General features: G+C 65.7%; 15 protein-coding genes. 5 read left to right on the top strand and 10 right to left on the bottom strand.

What is annotated here, in order from left to right; translation table 11 throughout:
• Window positions 1-31 precede the first annotated feature (31 nt).
• Window positions 32-1,534 carry an NlpC/P60 family protein gene (locus IEW02_RS12425; RefSeq protein WP_229745965.1) on the bottom strand — a complete coding sequence of 501 codons (1,503 nt, stop codon included), beginning with the start codon at window positions 1,532-1,534 and terminating at the stop codon, window positions 32-34.
• A gap of 376 nt (window positions 1,535-1,910) precedes the next feature.
• Window positions 1,911-2,474, bottom strand: coding sequence for an Rv1476 family membrane protein (locus IEW02_RS12420; protein WP_188545056.1), 564 nt, complete (start codon window positions 2,472-2,474; stop codon window positions 1,911-1,913).
• 316 nt (window positions 2,475-2,790) lie between these two features.
• Here IEW02_RS12420 and IEW02_RS12415 point away from each other — a divergent pair, with 316 nt between their 5' ends.
• Both IEW02_RS12415 and IEW02_RS12410 read left to right on the top strand, forming a co-directional pair.
• Window positions 2,791-5,586 carry an aconitate hydratase gene (locus tag IEW02_RS12415; RefSeq protein WP_371829950.1) on the top strand — a complete coding sequence of 932 codons (2,796 nt, stop codon included), beginning with the start codon at window positions 2,791-2,793 and terminating at the stop codon, window positions 5,584-5,586.
• A gap of 80 nt (window positions 5,587-5,666) precedes the next feature.
• Window positions 5,667-6,242: a TetR/AcrR family transcriptional regulator gene (locus tag IEW02_RS12410; protein ID WP_188545054.1), complete on the top strand. Its 576-nt coding sequence runs from the start codon at window positions 5,667-5,669 to the stop codon at window positions 6,240-6,242.
• A gap of 4 nt (window positions 6,243-6,246) precedes the next feature.
• Here IEW02_RS12410 and IEW02_RS12405 read toward each other — a convergent pair whose 3' ends face one another.
• Window positions 6,247-6,471 (bottom strand): helix-turn-helix domain-containing protein, encoded by a 225-nt coding sequence (locus tag IEW02_RS12405; RefSeq protein ID WP_188545053.1) that lies wholly within the window; start codon window positions 6,469-6,471, stop codon window positions 6,247-6,249.
• A gap of 125 nt (window positions 6,472-6,596) precedes the next feature.
• The gene (locus tag IEW02_RS12400) at window positions 6,597-8,228 is read right to left on the bottom strand and encodes an ABC-F family ATP-binding cassette domain-containing protein (protein WP_188545052.1); all 1,632 of its coding nucleotides are present in this window, start codon (window positions 8,226-8,228) and stop codon (window positions 6,597-6,599) included.
• A 114-nt stretch (window positions 8,229-8,342) separates the two neighbouring features.
• On the opposite strand from IEW02_RS12400, the gene IEW02_RS12395 reads away from it, so the two are divergent.
• From IEW02_RS12395 to ku, 3 genes are read left to right on the top strand one after another with little or no spacing between them, the layout of a single operon-like run.
• Window positions 8,343-9,113 carry an SDR family oxidoreductase gene (locus IEW02_RS12395; RefSeq protein ID WP_188545051.1) on the top strand — a complete coding sequence of 257 codons (771 nt, stop codon included), beginning with the start codon at window positions 8,343-8,345 and terminating at the stop codon, window positions 9,111-9,113.
• On the top strand, window positions 9,053-10,258 hold the full coding sequence (locus IEW02_RS12390) for a lycopene cyclase family protein (RefSeq protein WP_268236723.1): 1,206 nt from the start codon (window positions 9,053-9,055) through the stop codon (window positions 10,256-10,258). The genes IEW02_RS12395 and IEW02_RS12390 overlap by 61 nt, the downstream gene beginning before the upstream one ends.
• A 2-nt stretch (window positions 10,259-10,260) precedes the next feature.
• On the top strand, window positions 10,261-11,202 hold the full coding sequence (gene ku, locus IEW02_RS12385; protein ID WP_188545050.1) for a non-homologous end joining protein Ku: 942 nt from the start codon (window positions 10,261-10,263) through the stop codon (window positions 11,200-11,202).
• 1 nt (window position 11,203) lies between these two features.
• Here the strand turns inward: ku and IEW02_RS12380 are convergent, their stop codons facing one another.
• The 6 genes from IEW02_RS12380 to sufD are packed head-to-tail and all read right to left on the bottom strand — an operon-like array spanning window position 11,204 to window position 15,883.
• Complete coding sequence (locus IEW02_RS12380) at window positions 11,204-11,821, bottom strand: hypothetical protein (protein WP_188545049.1); 618 nt, start codon at window positions 11,819-11,821, stop codon at window positions 11,204-11,206.
• A gap of 5 nt (window positions 11,822-11,826) precedes the next feature.
• Entirely contained in the window at window positions 11,827-12,162 is a 336-nt protein-coding gene (locus IEW02_RS12375; protein ID WP_188545048.1) for a metal-sulfur cluster assembly factor, read from the bottom strand.
• The gene (gene sufU, locus IEW02_RS12370) at window positions 12,159-12,626 is read right to left on the bottom strand and encodes a Fe-S cluster assembly sulfur transfer protein SufU (protein WP_188545047.1); all 468 of its coding nucleotides are present in this window, start codon (window positions 12,624-12,626) and stop codon (window positions 12,159-12,161) included. Before sufU ends, IEW02_RS12375 begins: the two co-directional genes overlap by 4 nt.
• A 3-nt stretch (window positions 12,627-12,629) precedes the next feature.
• Window positions 12,630-13,886, bottom strand: coding sequence for a cysteine desulfurase (locus tag IEW02_RS12365; protein ID WP_188545046.1), 1,257 nt, complete (start codon window positions 13,884-13,886; stop codon window positions 12,630-12,632).
• Window positions 13,883-14,656: a Fe-S cluster assembly ATPase SufC gene (gene sufC / locus IEW02_RS12360; RefSeq protein ID WP_188545045.1), complete on the bottom strand. Its 774-nt coding sequence runs from the start codon at window positions 14,654-14,656 to the stop codon at window positions 13,883-13,885. The genes IEW02_RS12365 and sufC overlap by 4 nt, the downstream gene beginning before the upstream one ends.
• Window positions 14,657-14,683: 27 nt before the next feature.
• A complete protein-coding gene (sufD, locus tag IEW02_RS12355; protein WP_188545044.1) occupies window positions 14,684-15,883 on the bottom strand; it encodes a Fe-S cluster assembly protein SufD in 1,200 nt (399 codons plus the stop codon).
• Window positions 15,884-15,886: the final 3 nt, after the last annotated feature.

Genomic DNA, 15,886 nt, shown 5'->3' with positions numbered 1-15,886 from the left:
TAGGGGTCGTACTGGCCGGTCGTCGCAGATCTCAGTCGATCATTCGGACGACGTAGGGCGTCATGCCGCTGTAGCGCACGGGTGACACTTTCACGACGTCACCGGACTGCGGTGCTTCGAGCATCTTGCCGTCCCCGAGGTAGAGCGCGACGTGCTGACTCGCGTTCGGACCGTAGAAGATCATGTCGCCACGCTTCATCTGCGCGGACGGGATCTGCGTTCCGGCGGTGTACTGGTAGCCGGTGTAGTGCGCCAGTTTGATGCCGAGGCCACCGAATGCGTACATCATCAGCCCCGAGCAGTCGAAGCCGACTTTGTTGTAGTCGCCGTAGCTGTCGGCCACCCCGCCGTCGCGGATGCCTTTCGTCGGGCCGTTGGCGTTACCGCCGCCCCACGAGTACTGAACCCCGAGCTGCGACATGCCACGGTCGACGACCAGCTCGATGGCGGCGCTTCCGGTGAGTGACGTGTCGACCTTCCCCGTCGTGCTGGGCTTGGTCGTGCTGGGCTTGGCTGTGCTGGGTTTCGCCGTGCTCGGCTTCGTCGTGGTTGTGGTGGGGCTGGAATCGAGATCGGTGTGGCTGCGTTCGTCTGCCGCCAGCGACGATGCCAACTGGTTGGCTGCCGTCTCGGCCGCCACGCGGGTGGCGGCCGCGGCTGCGGCCTCCTTCGCAGCTTGCTGCGCCGCCGCGATCGCTGCCTGTTCGGCCTGGCGCTGCTGGTCCCAGTGGTTGTACTGGTCTCGCTGGCCTTCGAGGCCGGCGGCCGAGCTCCGGGCCTGATCGAGTTCGGCCTGCGCAGTGTTTCGGTCTGCTTCGATCGACGCTTTCTGCGCGGCCTGTTCCTGCTGAGCGGAGACGGCGGCGTCGATGGCGTTCTGCGCTTCGGCCTTCTTGGCGTCGGCGTCCGCAGCAGCCTGGTCGGCCTGCTGCTTGCTGGCGCGGGCGGTCGAGTCCTTGTTGGCCTGATCGGTGCGGGCGCGCTGCAGGTTGTCGAGCACCGAATTCTGCTTCGACGCAAGCAGTTTGAGTATCTGTGCGCGGTCGAGGACGTCCTGCGGCCCCTGCGCGCCGAGCAGGGAGGTGATACTGGCGGACCCGGTTCCCTTGACGTAGTCGTCGACGGCGAATTGATCGAACTTCTGCTGGGCCGATGCGATCATCGTTCCGGCATCGGCGAGGGCTTGCTGGGCTGCGGACACCAGGGCCGCAGCGACGTCCGCGGCGTCGCGCGCGTTCTGCAGATCGACGAGCGCCTTGTTCACTTCTTCGCGCCTGATCGCGACCTGATCGTCCAGGGCGGCGAGCTGTTGATTGGCCGAGGCCACCAGATCGATCAGTTGGCCGACTCGCCCGCTCTGACTGTCGACCGCCGCGCCCGCGGCAGCGAGGTCGGAATCGGACGGATTGGGAGGTGGAGGCGGTACGGCTGACGCGAGGTTCGGCGTGGCGGTCACGATGGCCGCGACCAAGCTCAGGCCGAGCAGCAGCTGCACACCACGGCGCTGCACTCCTCCGGTGGTACTTCGCCTCACGTATGTCTCCCTCGATTTCGCGCCGCGGCCCCACCCGCGCCTGACGCAGGGAAGAACCCGCAGACCGAAACCAGCTCCGGACACAACCGCACGGGCCGCATGAGCCCCACAGGTGTTTCCGGTCCCTCTGCGACACTCCTTCCCCAAGCAGTGCCATGCGAACCGTACGACACTTTGCACTCTTACGGAACTCCAGTCACAAATGACATCGAAGTAATTTCACCCGCAACTACCGCGCTGAGCAGCGGCGATACGGCGAAATAGTCATAGGGACTTTTTTGGAGCAGGTGGTGAAGAATCGGACAGAATGCGCTCTCGACCTGCGTCGGTCCTGCCCGATCGAGAGTGAGAGGTGCGTGAACGACCGCATCCGTTTTTACTTCCGGTCGGAACGACCCGCACTCGTAGACGGAGTTGTCCCGGCCGAATGCGTGCCTGTACGCCGGACGTTCAGGGCGTAGGTGGCCGCCACGATCACTGCGACGAGGACGATGAGCACGACGGTGTACGCGGTCCAGGGAGTGCCGGGGCCGGAGATCTCGTCGACGAAGTTGTCGGCTGCCACCACCGGATTGCCGACGTAGGTCCGATCCTGACCCGCTTCGAGCACGACGCGACTGATGCTGTCGCTGAAGGACCCGACCTGCCCGGGACTCAGTACCAGGACCGTCCCGCCTTCGGATGCGCCGACCTGAGTGGCGAGATCACGAAGTTGCGAGTCCTGGCCTGGATCACGGTCGACCACGACGATGCTCAGTGAAATTCCGTCGCTCTCGGCGCGAGACACTGCTGCCGCGAGTCCGTCGACGTCTGCCGCGGGCGCCGAGACCGAGTCGTCCTGCACGTCGGAGATCACGTCCGCGACGTTCACCCCTGCGGGAATCACTGCCGACAACGGCGTGGCCGCGGCGCTGGGCAAGGCGAGAAACGGTGTCGACATCGTCCATCCGTGGTGCGAAGCGGGTCGGTGATCACGCAAGACCCTACGTGACGGTCCACCCCGAGTCGGTCGGACTCGCACGAGTTCTCCAGGTGCGTTGCGGAAGCGAAGCCGGTACGTGAGGATTCGAAAGGTACGCGTGTCGAAATTCTCACAGGACAAGCGTACTGTTAGAATCTGTAAACGAGACACGGCGACGCTGCCGAACCCGAGAGCCCACGGCTCTCCGCGGCGGTGCGCACCGTTTCGTTAGGCCGTCGACACAGCCCCGTCGATGGCAGCCCTGAAGACGAGTGGAGCTGACGTGACCGCAAGTATCGATTCCTACGGTGCCAAGGGAACACTGGAAGTCGGTGAGAACTCTTACGAGATCTTCCGACTCAGTGCCGTACCGGGTACAGAAAAGCTTCCTTACGCGCTGAAGGTTCTCGCCGAGAACCTGCTGCGCACCGAGGACGGCGCAAACATCACCAAAGACCACATCGAAGCCATTTCGCACTGGGATCCCTCCGCGGACCCGAGCATCGAAATCCAGTTCACGCCGGCCCGCGTGATCATGCAGGACTTCACCGGCGTTCCCTGCATCGTCGACCTCGCCACGATGCGCGAGGCTGTCACCGCGCTCGGCGGCGACCCGGAGAAGGTCAACCCTCTCGCTCCCGCCGAGATGGTCATCGACCACTCGGTCATCATCGACGTCGCCGGCCGCGCCGACGCGTTCGAGCGCAACGTGGAGATCGAGTACTCGCGCAACGGCGAGCGCTACCAGTTCCTGCGCTGGGGTCAGGGCGCGTTCGACGACTTCAAGGTCGTCCCGCCCGGCACCGGCATCGTGCACCAGGTCAACATCGAGCACCTCGCCCGCACCGTCATGGTGCGCAACGGGCAGGCGTACCCCGACACGTGCGTCGGCACCGACTCGCACACCACCATGGTCAACGGCCTGGGTGTTCTCGGATGGGGCGTCGGCGGCATCGAAGCCGAGGCAGCCATGCTGGGCCAGCCCGTCTCCATGCTCATCCCCCGCGTCGTCGGCTTCAAGCTCAGCGGCGAGATCAAGCCGGGCGTCACCGCCACCGACGTCGTCCTCACGGTCACCGAGATGCTCCGCAAGCACGGCGTCGTCGGCAAGTTCGTCGAGTTCTACGGGCACGGCGTGGCCGAGGTTCCCCTCGCCAACCGCGCCACGCTGGGCAACATGAGCCCTGAATTTGGTTCCACCGCAGCGATTTTCCCGATCGACGACGAGACGGTCAAGTACCTCGCGCTGACCGGACGCTCCGAGGAGCAGCTCGCGCTCGTCGAGGCGTACGCCAAAGAGCAGGGTCTGTGGCACGACGCCGATCACGAGGCGGAGTACTCCGAGTACCTCGAACTCGACCTCGGTGACGTCGTTCCGTCCATCGCCGGACCGAAGCGACCGCAGGATCGAATCCTGTTGTCGGAGGCCAAGACTGCGTTCCGTAAGGACATCCACAACTACGTGGGCGGCGAGGATCTGGACGACGACCACAAGTCGAAGCTCGACGAGAACCTCGACGAGAGTTTCCCGGCGTCGGACCCCGCGACGCTGTCCTTCGCAGACGACGATGCGGTTCCGCTCCACTCGGCAGCCAACGGCGCCGAAGGTCGACCGACCAAGCCCACCAAGGTGATGTCGGACGAGAAGGGTGAATTCGTCCTCGACCACGGCGCCGTGGTGATCGCGTCGATCACCTCGTGCACCAACACCTCCAACCCGTCGGTCATGCTCGGTGCGGCATTGCTCGCCCGCAATGCCGTCGAGAAGGGGCTCACGTCCAAGCCGTGGGTCAAGACCTCGATGGCCCCCGGTTCGCAGGTCGTCACCGACTACTACGACAAGTCCGGCATGTGGCCGTACCTCGAGAAGCTCGGCTTCTACCTCGTCGGCTACGGCTGCGCTACCTGCATCGGTAACTCCGGTCCGCTCGACGACGCCATCAGCAAGGCGATCAACGAGTCCGACCTGACCGCCACCGCCGTGCTCTCGGGCAACCGCAACTTCGAGGGTCGCATCTCCCCCGACGTGAAGATGAACTACCTCGCCTCGCCGCCGTTGGTCATCGCGTACGCCCTGGCGGGCACGATGGACTTCGACTTCGAGCACGACGCCCTGGGTCAGGACGGCGAGGGCAACGACGTCTTCCTGAAGGACATCTGGCCGTCGGCCAAGGAGATCCAGGAGACCATCAACTCCTCGATCACGCAGGAGATGTACGTCAAGGGATACGCGGACGTCTTCAAGGGTGACGAACGCTGGCGCGGACTGCCCACTCCCGAGGGCAAGACCTTCGAGTGGGCGGAGGATTCCACCTACGTCCGCAAGCCCCCGTACTTCGACGGAATGCCCAAGGAGCCGACCCCGGTCAGCGACATCACGGGTGCGCGCGTTCTGGCGCTGTTGGGCGACTCGGTCACCACCGACCACATCTCCCCCGCCGGCAACATCAAGGCAGGCACTCCGGCGTCGCAGTACCTCGACGCCAACGGCATCGACAAGAAGGACTACAACTCCTACGGGTCGCGCCGCGGTAACCACGAGGTCATGATTCGTGGCACCTTCGCGAACATCCGCCTGAAGAACGAACTGCTCGACGACGTCTCGGGCGGCTACACCCGCGACTTCACGCAGGACGGTGGCCCGCAGGCCTTCATCTACGACGCGTCGCAGAACTACCAGAAGGCCGGCATCCCGCTGGTCGTGCTGGGCGGCAAGGAGTACGGGTCCGGCAGCTCGCGTGACTGGGCCGCCAAGGGCACGTCGCTCCTCGGCGTCAAGGCGGTCATCACCGAGTCGTTCGAGCGCATCCACCGCTCCAACCTCATCGGCATGGGCGTCGTGCCGCTGCAGTTCCCGGCCGGCGAGTCCGCTGCGTCGCTGAAGCTGAACGGCACCGAGACCTACGACATCGTCGGTATCGAGAAGCTCAACGACGGCACCACCCCGAAGACGATGCAGGTCACCGCGACGAAGGAAGACGGCTCGACCGTCGAATTCGACGCCGTGGTCCGCATCGACACCCCCGGTGAGGCCGACTACTACCGCAACGGCGGCATCCTGCAGTACGTGCTGCGCAACATGATTGGCTGATTTCCACCGTCGAACGCGCACGACCATCCATCAGGGTGGTCGTGCGCGTTCTGCGTATCGCCCGCCGGAGGAAGGACACCATGCCCAAGGTCAGTGAGGACCATCTGGCCGCACGCCGCAGCCAGATCCTCGACGGAGCTCGCGCCTGCTTCGCAGAGTTCGGTTACGACGGCGCCACCGTGCGCCGCCTCGAGGAGGCGACCGGACTCTCGCGCGGGGCGATCTTCCACCACTTCAAGGACAAAGACGGTCTGTTCCTGGCGTTGGCGCGTGACGACGCACTCCGGATGGCCGACGTGGCCGCGAACCAGGGCCTCGTGCAGGTGATGCGCGACATGCTCGCCTCCCCCGAACAATTCCACTGGCTCGGGACACGTCTCGAAATCGCCCGCCGACTGCGTACCGACGCGGAGTTCAGGGAGAGCTGGTCCGAGCGCTCGGCCGAACTTCAGGACGCCGTGCTGCACCGTCTCGAACGGCAGAAGTCCGCCGGACGCCTACGCGACGACGTGCCGACCGAAGTGCTGCTGGGATACCTGGACCTCGTCATGGACGGACTCGTGGCCAGGATGGCGTCGGGCCAAGGCTCGGAGAACCTCTCGGCCGTGTTGGACCTGGTCGAGGAATCGGTGCGCAGGCAGGCAGCGCAGGACTGACGCCTCAGGCCTTGCGGCGGTTCGCCCCGCCCCGTTTGCGAAGTTCCACATCGGTCTCGGCCAGGACGTTGTGGACGAATCCGTACGAGCGACCCATCGACTGCGCGATGGACCGGATGCTCTCCCCCGCTTCGTACCGGGACTTCAGCTCGTCCTGCAGGTCGTCACGCCGCGCGCCGGTGATGCGGGCGCCTTTGCTCAGCGGCTGCGACTGGTCGGTCTCCGTCATGGTGCCTCCGGTCCATCGGCCCGTCAGAACAGGACGAAACCGAACGCCCGCCCGGCTTCCAGGCAAGGTTAGAGCCAGCACCGTGAGATGAGCAGCATTTTGGGGCAATTCACACCCATCCGCGATCAAGCCAGCGTGATGAGCTCCAGATAATCCTGTGACCAGTGGTCTTCGCTGCCGTCCGGCAGCAGGATGACACGCTCCGGAGAGAGTGCCTCTGCGGCGCCCGGGTCGTGGGTGACCAGCACGACGGCACCCTTGTAGCTCCGGAGCGCATCCAACACCTGCTCGCGCGAGATGGGATCGAGGTTGTTGGTCGGTTCGTCGAGCAGAAGCACGTTGGCTGCCGACGACACGAGCCCGGCCAGCGCGAGTCGCGTCTTCTCACCACCGGACAGCGTGCCGGCGGGTTGTTCGAGTTGCGGGCCGGTGAACATGAACGCACCCAGCAGCGACCTGAGCTCCTGCTCACCGGTGTCGGGCGCGGCGTGCCGAATGTTCTCCCACACCGTCGCCATGTCGTCGAGGGTGTCGTGTTCCTGGGCGAAGTAGCCGACGCGCAGACCGTGGCCAGGAACCAACTCGCCCGCATCGGACTGCTCGGCGCCGGCGAGGATCCGCAGCAGCGTCGTCTTACCCGCACCGTTGAGTCCGAGTACGACCACCCGGCTGCCGCGGTCGACCGCCAGGTCCACCCCGGCGAAGATCTCCAGCGAGCCGTACATCTTGGTGAGGTTCTTGGCCATGAGCGGTGTCTTGCCGCAGGGCGCCGGTTCGGGAAAGCGAATGTGCGCGACGCGATCGGACACCCGTTCGGCGTCGAGTCCCGCCATTAATTTGTCGGCGCGCTTCGCCATGTTCTGTGCGGCAACGGCTTTGGTTGCCTTGGCGCCCATCTTGGCCGCCTGGATGCGCAGCGCGCCCGCCTTCTTCTCGGCGTTCGCGCGCTCGCGGCGTCGGCGCTGCTCGTCCGTGGCGCGGGCGTCGAGGTACTTCTTCCAGTTCATGTTGTACACGTCCGCTTCGCCGCGGACGGCGTCGAGGAACCACACGCGGTTGACCACGTCGCCGAGCAGTTCCACGTCGTGGCTGATCACCACGAGCCCGCCTTCGTGGCTCTGCAGGAACCCCCGCAGCCAGGTGATCGAATCGGCGTCGAGGTGGTTTGTCGGCTCGTCGAGCAGCAGAACGGTTCCCGATCGCCCACCGCTGCCGTCGGAGGCGGCGAACAGGATCCGCGCCAACTCGACGCGTCGACGCTGACCGCCGGACAGGGTCCGCAACTGCTGCCCCAGGATGCGATCGGGAAGTCCGAGGCTGTTGCAGATTCGGGCCGCTTCGCTTTCGGCGACGTAACCGCCCAGCGAGGAGAACCGCTCCTCGAGTTCGCCGTACTTGCGCACCGCTTTGTCCAGGAGCGTCTCGTCGGCGACCTCGGCCATGAGCGCCTGCTGCTTCTCCATGTCGTGCAGCAGTGTGTCGAGGCCGCGGGCCGAGAGCACCCGGTCCTTCGCCAGCATCTCGAGGTTGCCTTCGCGAGGGTCCTGCGGCAGGTAGCCGAGTTCACCGGTGCGCACCACCTCCCCTGCGTACGGCTCGCCCTCACCCGCCAGAATGCGCAGTGTCGTGGTCTTGCCGGCACCGTTTCGTCCCACCAGACCGATACGGTCGCCCGCCTGGATACGTAGGGCCGGGCCGGGTGCGGACAGAAGCGTCCGTACGCCGGCACGAACCTCCAGGTCGGTGGCGGTTATCACGAAAAAGTTCTCCCAAAAGGTCGGAAATCGCGCTGTAGCGAAAGCAACTTCGAATTTTACCGCGCCACGCAAGCCGCGTACTCCACTCTGCAGTGACTTGGCTAACCTTTGGCTATGACTGGAGAACAGGACCTCGCCGGACGCGCAGCGCTGATCACGGGTGCGAGCCGCGGCATCGGCAAGGCCATCGCAGCACAGCTTCTGGCCCGCGGCGCGGCCGTGACGATCACGGCGCGCAAGCCGGAACCACTCGAGGAAGCAGCAGCCGACCTGCGCGCGGCCACCGAGGGTGCGCGAGTGCTCGCGATCGCCGGAAACGCAGCCGACGAACAGGCGCGCGCCGACGCGGTGGACCGCACGGTCGCCGAATTCGGATCGTTGGACATCTTGATCAACAACACGGGAATCAATCCGGTGTACGGGTCGCTGATGGAGGCCGACCTGGCTGCCGTCAGCAAGATCTTCGACGTCAATGTCGTTGCGACACTGGGCTACATACAGCAGGCGCACCGGGCGTGGATGGGCGAGCACGGCGGCGCCGTCGTCAACCTGGCCAGCGTCGCCGGGTTGCGTTCCACCGGAGTCATCGCCGCGTACGGCGCTTCCAAAGCTGCGCTGATCCGGCTGACCGAGGAACTTGCGTGGCAGCTCGGACCCAAGATTCGTGTCAACGCTGTGGCCCCGGGAGTGGTCAAGACCAAGTTCGCCGAGGCTCTGGTCGCTGCCGGTGAGGACGAGGTGTCGAAGGGCTATCCGCTGAAGCGGCTGGGCACGCCCGAGGACGTCGCGTCCCTCGTCGTGTTCCTCGCGTCCGACGAGGCGTCGTGGATCACCGGGGAGACCGTGCGTGTCGACGGTGGTCTACTCGCAACGGGGTCCTTGTAATTTCGCCCACACCCTCTGTCGACCTCGCGGTCGTCGGCCTCGGACCGTCGGGCCGGGCTCTCGCACACCGAGCGCTCGTGCGCGGCGCGTCGGTGGCCGTGGTGGACCCGCATCCCGATCGTAGATGGACACCCACCTACGCGGCGTGGACCGACGAGATCCCGGGCTGGTTGTCCGCCGCGTCCAGGTCGACGGAGACGGCGAGTCCGTCGGTGTGGGGTACGCGCCCGCGTCTGCTGGACCGCTCGTACACGGTGCTCGACACCGCTGCGTTGCAAGAAGGGCTCGAACTCGACGGTGCGCAGCGGTTTCGCGGTAGCGCAACGGAACTGAATCGGGAGTCCGTCACCCTCGCCGACGGAACCACCGTTCGCGCTCGTGTCGTCGTCGACGCGCGGGGAGCCCCGTTGGGCGCGGGGGTTCCGGAACAGACCGCGTACGGCATCGTCGTGTCGCCGGATGTCGCGCGCCGCATCGCCGGTGACGCGTCGGCGTGGATCATGGACTGGCGAGACGACAACGGCACGGACGGTTCGTCGCTTCCGAGCTTTCTGTACGTCGTCCCGCTGAGCGCGGATCGGTTCCTGCTAGAGGAGACGTGTCTGATCGGTTCGCCCGCACTCGATTTCGCCGAACTGAGCAGGCGCCTCGCACTGCGGCTGTCCGGGCGCGGATACGAGGTGACCGGGCACGAGCCCGTCGAGCGGGTGCGGTTCGCGGTACGGCCGCCTCGCGGCGGCACGGCAGGAGTGCTGCGTTTCGGCGCACGCGGCGGCTTGATGCACCCGGCCACGGGTTACAGCGTCGCCGCCTCTCTCTCCCTCGCCGACGCGGTGGCCACCGACATCGCCGACGGCCGCGTCCCGCAGGTGTACTCGCGCCGCAGTGCCGCGGTGTCGAAGCTCCGCTCCCTGGGATCGGCCGCACTGACAACGCTCCCCCCGGGCAGTGTCGCCACGTTCTTCGACGCGTTCTTCGATCTCCCGATAGAGCGGCAGCGGGCCTACCTGTCGGAACGTGACGACCTCGTCGGGGTCGGGGTCGCCATGGCGTCCCTGTTCGGGGGTATCGACACTTCGTCACGATTGGCGATCGTTCGCGCAGTGGGTGGTGGCAAACTGCGGGGTCGTACACCAAGATTGTGACCATGCGGTCAATCTGGAAAGGCTCCATCGCCTTCGGTCTCGTGAACGTCCCGGTGAAGGTGTACACCGCGACCGAGGACCACGACATCAAATTCCACCAGGTGCACGGCAAGGACGGCGGCCGCATCAAGTACGACCGCAAATGTTCCGTGTGCGGGGAATCGGTGCAGTTCGCGGACATCGACAAGGCGTACGAGTCGCCGGACGGTGATCGGGTCGTGCTGACGGACGACGATTTCGCGAAGCTCCCCGCGGCCGAGAAACACGAGATCCCGGTGTTGGAGTTCGTTCCGACGGACCAGATCGACCCGATCCTCTACGACAAGAGCTACTTTCTCGAACCCGATTCCGCGTCACCGAAGGCGTACGTCCTGCTGCGCGAGACGCTGGACGACACCGAGCGCACGGCGTTGGTGCATTTCACCCTCCGGCAGAAGACACGACTGGCGGCGCTACGCGTGCGCGACGACGTGTTGGTGATCCAGACTCTGCTCTGGCCGGACGAGGTTCGCGCCGCGGAGTTCGGTTCTCTCGACGACGCTCCGAAGCCGCGCCCGCAGGAGCTGAAGATGGCGTCGACGCTCGTGGAGAGCATGTCCTCGGACTTCGATCCGACCGAATTCACCGACGACTACCAGATCGACCTGCGCAAGATGCTGGAGGAGACGATCGAGAACGGCGGCGAGAAAGTCGTGCACGCCGAACGCGACGACTCCGACGACTCGGGCGAAGACGCCGAGGTGGTCGATCTCGTTGCGGCGCTGCAGCGCAGTGTGGAGGCGGCCGGCCGCAACACCAAGACGAGCGGAAACACCAGCGCCGCAACCGAGAAGGCGCCGGCGAAGAAGGCCGCCGCAAAGAAAGCTCCGGCCAAGAAGGCTCCCGCGAAGAAGGCCCCCGCCAAGAAAGCGGCTGCGAAGAAGGCCGATCAGAAGAGCGCGTGAGCTAGTCGGACGCAGCCTTGGCGCGTCCGCGCTGGAAGAAGTCGGCGAGCGCACCCTTCTCGCCCACCTCGTCGATGGACCTAGCGGCGCCGAAGGACGCGTTCCAGAACGACCCGGTACGCGGGGTCCAAGGCGAAACGTAGGCGTACGGGCGAGGCGACGACGCGTCGCCTGGCGAGACACCGAAGGTCACCTCCCCCACGCTCACGGCAAGGTCGAAATGCTCGGGCCACAGCACGGGAGTCTCGTCGGGTGCGAATGCACGCAGCGCTCTATCGCCCTGCTCGAGCCAGTTGGCGATGAGTGTGGCGCATTCCGGATCCAACTCGAGCGCGTCGTCGTCGCCGAGCTCGGCGGTCGGCTCGTACAGCGAGGGCGCCACCGCGCGGATACCGGCCGCTGCGGCCGTGCTCGCGATCGAACCCGAGATCGGTGTGCGCCCACTCGATGTCACGAGGTCCGTCCCGTCGACCGAGGTCGAGGACGAGACACCGCCGAAACCACGGGGGCTGACCGCGAGCCGGATCGTTCCCGACTGGGCGTACTGCGGACCGGCGATCAAACGTTCGGCGACGGCGTGAAGCGCCCGACGGGTCGAATCGAGAAGAGCGTTGTCCACCTGCGTCAGATGGTGAAGCCGAGCGCCCGCAGCTGCTCACGCCCGTCGTCGGTGATCTTGTCCGGACCCCAGGGCGGCATCCAGACCCAGTTGATCTTCAGCTCGTTGGCCAAACCGCTCCGCACCAAGGCGGTGCGCGACTGGTCCTCGATCACGTCCGTCAGCGGGCACGCGGCGGAAGTCAGGGTCATGTCCATCGTCACGACGGCGTCGTCGTCGATGCTCATGCCGTAGACCAGGCCGAGGTCGACGACGTTGATCCCGAGCTCGGGGTCGACGACGTCACGCATCGCCTCTTCGAGGTCTTCCAGCACGTTGTCGGTGGTGGGTGTGTCGGTCATTTCTGTCCTCCGGTCAGGTCGAGCTCGTCTACCGTGAAAGTTTGCAGGGTGGCGTCCTTGAACGCCATCCAGCCAAGCAGCGCGCACTTGACCCGCGCCGGGTATTTCGAGACACCCGCGAAGGCGATGCCGTCTCCGATCACGTCTTCGTCACCCTCGACAGTTCCGCGGCTGCCGATCATCGCGTTGAACGCGTCGACCGTCGCCATCGCCTCGGTGACGGACAGTCCGGTCACCTGGTCGGTCAGCACCGACGTGGACGCCTGGCTGATCGAGCAACCCTGCCCGTCGTACGAGACGTCGGTGACGATGCCGTTCTCGATCTGCACGCGCAGCGTCACCTCGTCGCCGCACGTCGGGTTGACGTGATGAACTTCGGCACCGAACGGTTCGCGCAGACCGCGACCGTGCGGATGCTTGTAGTGATCGAGGATCACCTCTTGATACATCTGTTCCATCCGCACGGTCTACGTCACCGTCCCGAAGAACGTCTGAGCGCGGCGGATGGCGGCGGCGAGAACGTGCACCTCGTCGACGGTGTTGTAGAGCGCGAACGATGCACGGGCAGTGGCGGCGACACCGAACCGGCGATGCAGTGGCCACGCGCAGTGATGCCCGACCCGAATGGCCACGCCTTCGTCGTCCAGGATCTGGCCCAGATCATGGGCGTGGATTCCGTCGACCACGAACGCGACGGTTGCTCCGCGAGCAACACTGTCGGTCGGACCGATGATGCGCAGACCGTCGATCTCACTCAGCGCCGCAACGGTTTCCACGCCGAGCGCGTGCTCGTGTTCGGCCACGGCGTCCATGCCTACGGCGTTCAGGTAGTCCACTGCAGCGCCGAGTCCGACGACCTGCGAGGTCATCGGCACACCCGCTTCGAATCGCTGCGGAGGTGCCGCGAAGGTGGTGGCCTCCATGGTGACGGTTTCGATCATCGATCCGCCGGTGATGAAGGGCGGCATGGCGTTCAGCAGCTCACTGCGGCCGAACAGCACACCGACACCCGACGGACCGAGCATCTTGTGACCGGAGAAGGCTGCGAAATCGACGCCGAGGGCATGGACGTCGACGGGCATGTGCGGCACCGACTGGCACGCGTCGAGGACGACGAGAGCGCCGACGCCGCGTGCGCGCCGCACCAGTTCCTCGACCGGCGAGACCGCACCGGTCACGTTGGACTGATGGGTGAACGCCACGACGCGTACTCGATCGGACAACTCCAGCGAATCGAGATCGATTCGGCCGTCGTCGGTGACTCCGTACCAGCGCAGTACCGCCCCGGTACGCCGTGCAAGCTCCTGCCACGGAACGAGATTCGCGTGATGCTCGAGCTCGGTGATCACGATCTCGTCGCCGGGCTTCAACGACTTCTCGAACCGGTCGTCCGCCAACACGTACGTGACGAGGTTCAAGGACTCGGTCGCGTTCTTGGTGAACACGATCTCGTCGGAGTCCGCGCCGACGAACGCGGCGATCTTGTCGCGAGCGCCTTCGTACGCGTCGGTCGCTTCCTCCGCGAGCTGATGCGCCCCTCGGTGCACCGCCGCGTTGCAGGTGGTCAGGAAGTGGCGTTCGGCGTCGAGCACCTGCACCGGGCGCTGTGATGTCGCGCCCGAGTCCAGGTACACGAGCGGCTTGTCGTCGCGCACGGTCCGACCGAGGATCGGAAAGTCGGCCCGAATGCGAGCGACGTCGAGCGTTGCGACGCCGGCCGTCATGCTGTCGTCTCGGCCTTGGTGAAACGCTCGTAGCCGTTGGTCTCGAGCTCGTCGGCGAGTTCGGGTCCACCCGACAGGGCAATCTTGCCCCCGGAGAACACGTGGACGAAGTCAGGCTTGATGTAACGCAGGATGCGGGTGTAGTGCGTGATCAGCAGAATGCCGCCGCCCTCGCGCTCCTTGTAGCGGTTCACGCCTTCCGAGACCACGCGTAGCGCATCGACGTCGAGGCCCGAGTCGGTCTCGTCGAGGATGGCGATCTTCGGCTTGAGCAATCCGAGCTGCAGGATCTCGTGGCGCTTCTTCTCGCCGCCGGAGAACCCCTCGTTGACGCTGCGTTCGGCGAAGGTGGGGTCGATGTCCAATTCCGTCATCGCGGTCTTGGCTTCCTTGACCCAGTGCCGCAGCTTCGGTGCCTCGCCGCGAACTGCGGTGGCCGCGGTGCGGAGGAAGTTCGACATCGAGACGCCGGGAACCTCCACGGGGTACTGCATCGCCAGGAAGAGTCCGGCGCGGGCGCGCTCGTCGACGCTCATCTCGAGGACGTTCTCGCCGTCGAGGGTGATGGTGCCGGACGTGACCCGGTACTTCGGGTGACCGGCGATGGCGTAGGACAGGGTGGACTTGCCCGATCCGTTGGGTCCCATGATCGCGTGTGTCTCACCGGACTTCACGGTCAGGTTCACACCGGTCAGGATCTCGATGTGCTCGCCGGCGACGTCGTTGTTCGCGACGTCGACGTGCAGGTCACGGATTTCGAGGGTGGACATGAACTTCCTTTGCGTTGTGGCGAAAAATCAGACGCCGGTGAGGGCGAGTTCGGCTTCGACGGCGGTTTCGAGCCGCTCGCGAATGGCCGGCACGGGAATCTTCTGGATGATCTCGTGGAAGAACCCCCGCACCACCAGACGCCGCGCAACGTCTTCCGGAATGCCGCGGGCGCGGAGATAGAACAGTTGCTCGTCGTCGAAACGGCCTGTGGCACTGGCGTGTCCGGCCCCCACGATCTCACCGGTCTCGATCTCGAGGTTCGGTACCGAATCGGCGCGCGCACCGTCCGTGAGGATCAGGTTGCGGTTGAGCTCGAACGTCTCGGTTGCCTCGGCGGCCGCGCGAATGACGACGTCGCCGATCCACACCGTGTGCGTGTCGGGCTTCTTCGACGTCGGATCGCCTTGCAGCGCACCCTTGTACACCACGTTCGACTTGCAGTGCGGCGCCGAGTGATCGACGAGCAGACGCTGTTCGAGGTGCTGACCGTCGTCGGCGAAATACAGACCCTGAAGGTCCGCGTCGCCGCCGGGTCCGGCGAACTTGACCACGGGAGTCAGGCGGACGAGGTCGCCGCCCAAGCTCACCGAGAAGTAGCGCAGCGTGGCGTCGCGACCCACCAGAGCGTGGTGCGCAGCAACGTGCACGGCATCGTCGGCCCATTCCTGGAGAGCGACGACCACGAGTTGTGCGCCGTCGGCGACGACGAACTCGACGTTCTCCGCGTAGGTGCCGCTTCCGCGCTGTTCGAGGACGACGGTCGCGGTTGCGAACGCCTCCACCCGAATCTGGATGTGGCCGTACGCGGTGAGGCCCTCACCTGGTCCGTCGACCGACACGATGACGGGCTCGGCGAGTTCGGCGTCCTTGGCGACGGTCACCACGGTGGCTTCGGTGAACGACGTGTATGCCTGCGCCGCAACACGATCCATCGGGACACCGGCAGTGCCGAGTCGCGAGTCGTCGCGACCGACGACCTCGACGGTGACGGACGGGCTCTGCGACACGGACACCGCTGCGGTGCCGTCGGCGACGGCGGAACCGTCGTGCAGGCCGCGCAGACGACGCAGCGGGGTGAACCGCCAGATCTCGTCGCGGCCCGACGGGATCTCGAACGCGTTCACGTCGAACGAGGTGAACTGTGCGCCCTTGTTGGCGACAATGTCCCTCTTGTTCTCGGACACTGTGTTTTCGGACGCTACTGCGCCTTCGACTCCGGATGTCATAGG

The organism is Rhodococcoides trifolii (assembly GCF_014635345.1).
In the GTDB taxonomy this organism is placed as follows: Bacteria; Actinomycetota; Actinomycetes; order Mycobacteriales; family Mycobacteriaceae; genus Rhodococcoides; species Rhodococcoides trifolii.
This window is presented reverse-complemented; position numbering and strand designations above follow the sequence as displayed.

Bases quoted from the DNA above. Each gene is read 5' to 3' on its own strand.
- IEW02_RS12410 (WP_188545054.1), top strand. From the start codon at position 5,667: ATGCCCAAGGTCAGTGAGGACCATCTGGCCGCACGCCGCAGCCAGATC.
- sufC (WP_188545045.1), bottom strand. From the start codon at position 14,656: ATGTCCACCCTCGAAATCCGTGACCTGCACGTCGACGTCGCGAACAAC.
- IEW02_RS12395 (WP_188545051.1), top strand. From the start codon at position 8,343: ATGACTGGAGAACAGGACCTCGCCGGACGCGCAGCGCTGATCACGGGT.
- ku (WP_188545050.1), top strand. From the start codon at position 10,261: ATGCGGTCAATCTGGAAAGGCTCCATCGCCTTCGGTCTCGTGAACGTC.
- IEW02_RS12420 (WP_188545056.1), bottom strand. From the start codon at position 2,474: ATGTCGACACCGTTTCTCGCCTTGCCCAGCGCCGCGGCCACGCCGTTG.
- IEW02_RS12375 (WP_188545048.1), bottom strand. From the start codon at position 12,162: ATGACCGACACACCCACCACCGACAACGTGCTGGAAGACCTCGAAGAG.
- IEW02_RS12405 (WP_188545053.1), bottom strand. From the start codon at position 6,471: ATGACGGAGACCGACCAGTCGCAGCCGCTGAGCAAAGGCGCCCGCATC.
- sufD (WP_188545044.1), bottom strand. From the start codon at position 15,883: ATGACATCCGGAGTCGAAGGCGCAGTAGCGTCCGAAAACACAGTGTCC.
- IEW02_RS12365 (WP_188545046.1), bottom strand. From the start codon at position 13,886: ATGACGGCCGGCGTCGCAACGCTCGACGTCGCTCGCATTCGGGCCGAC.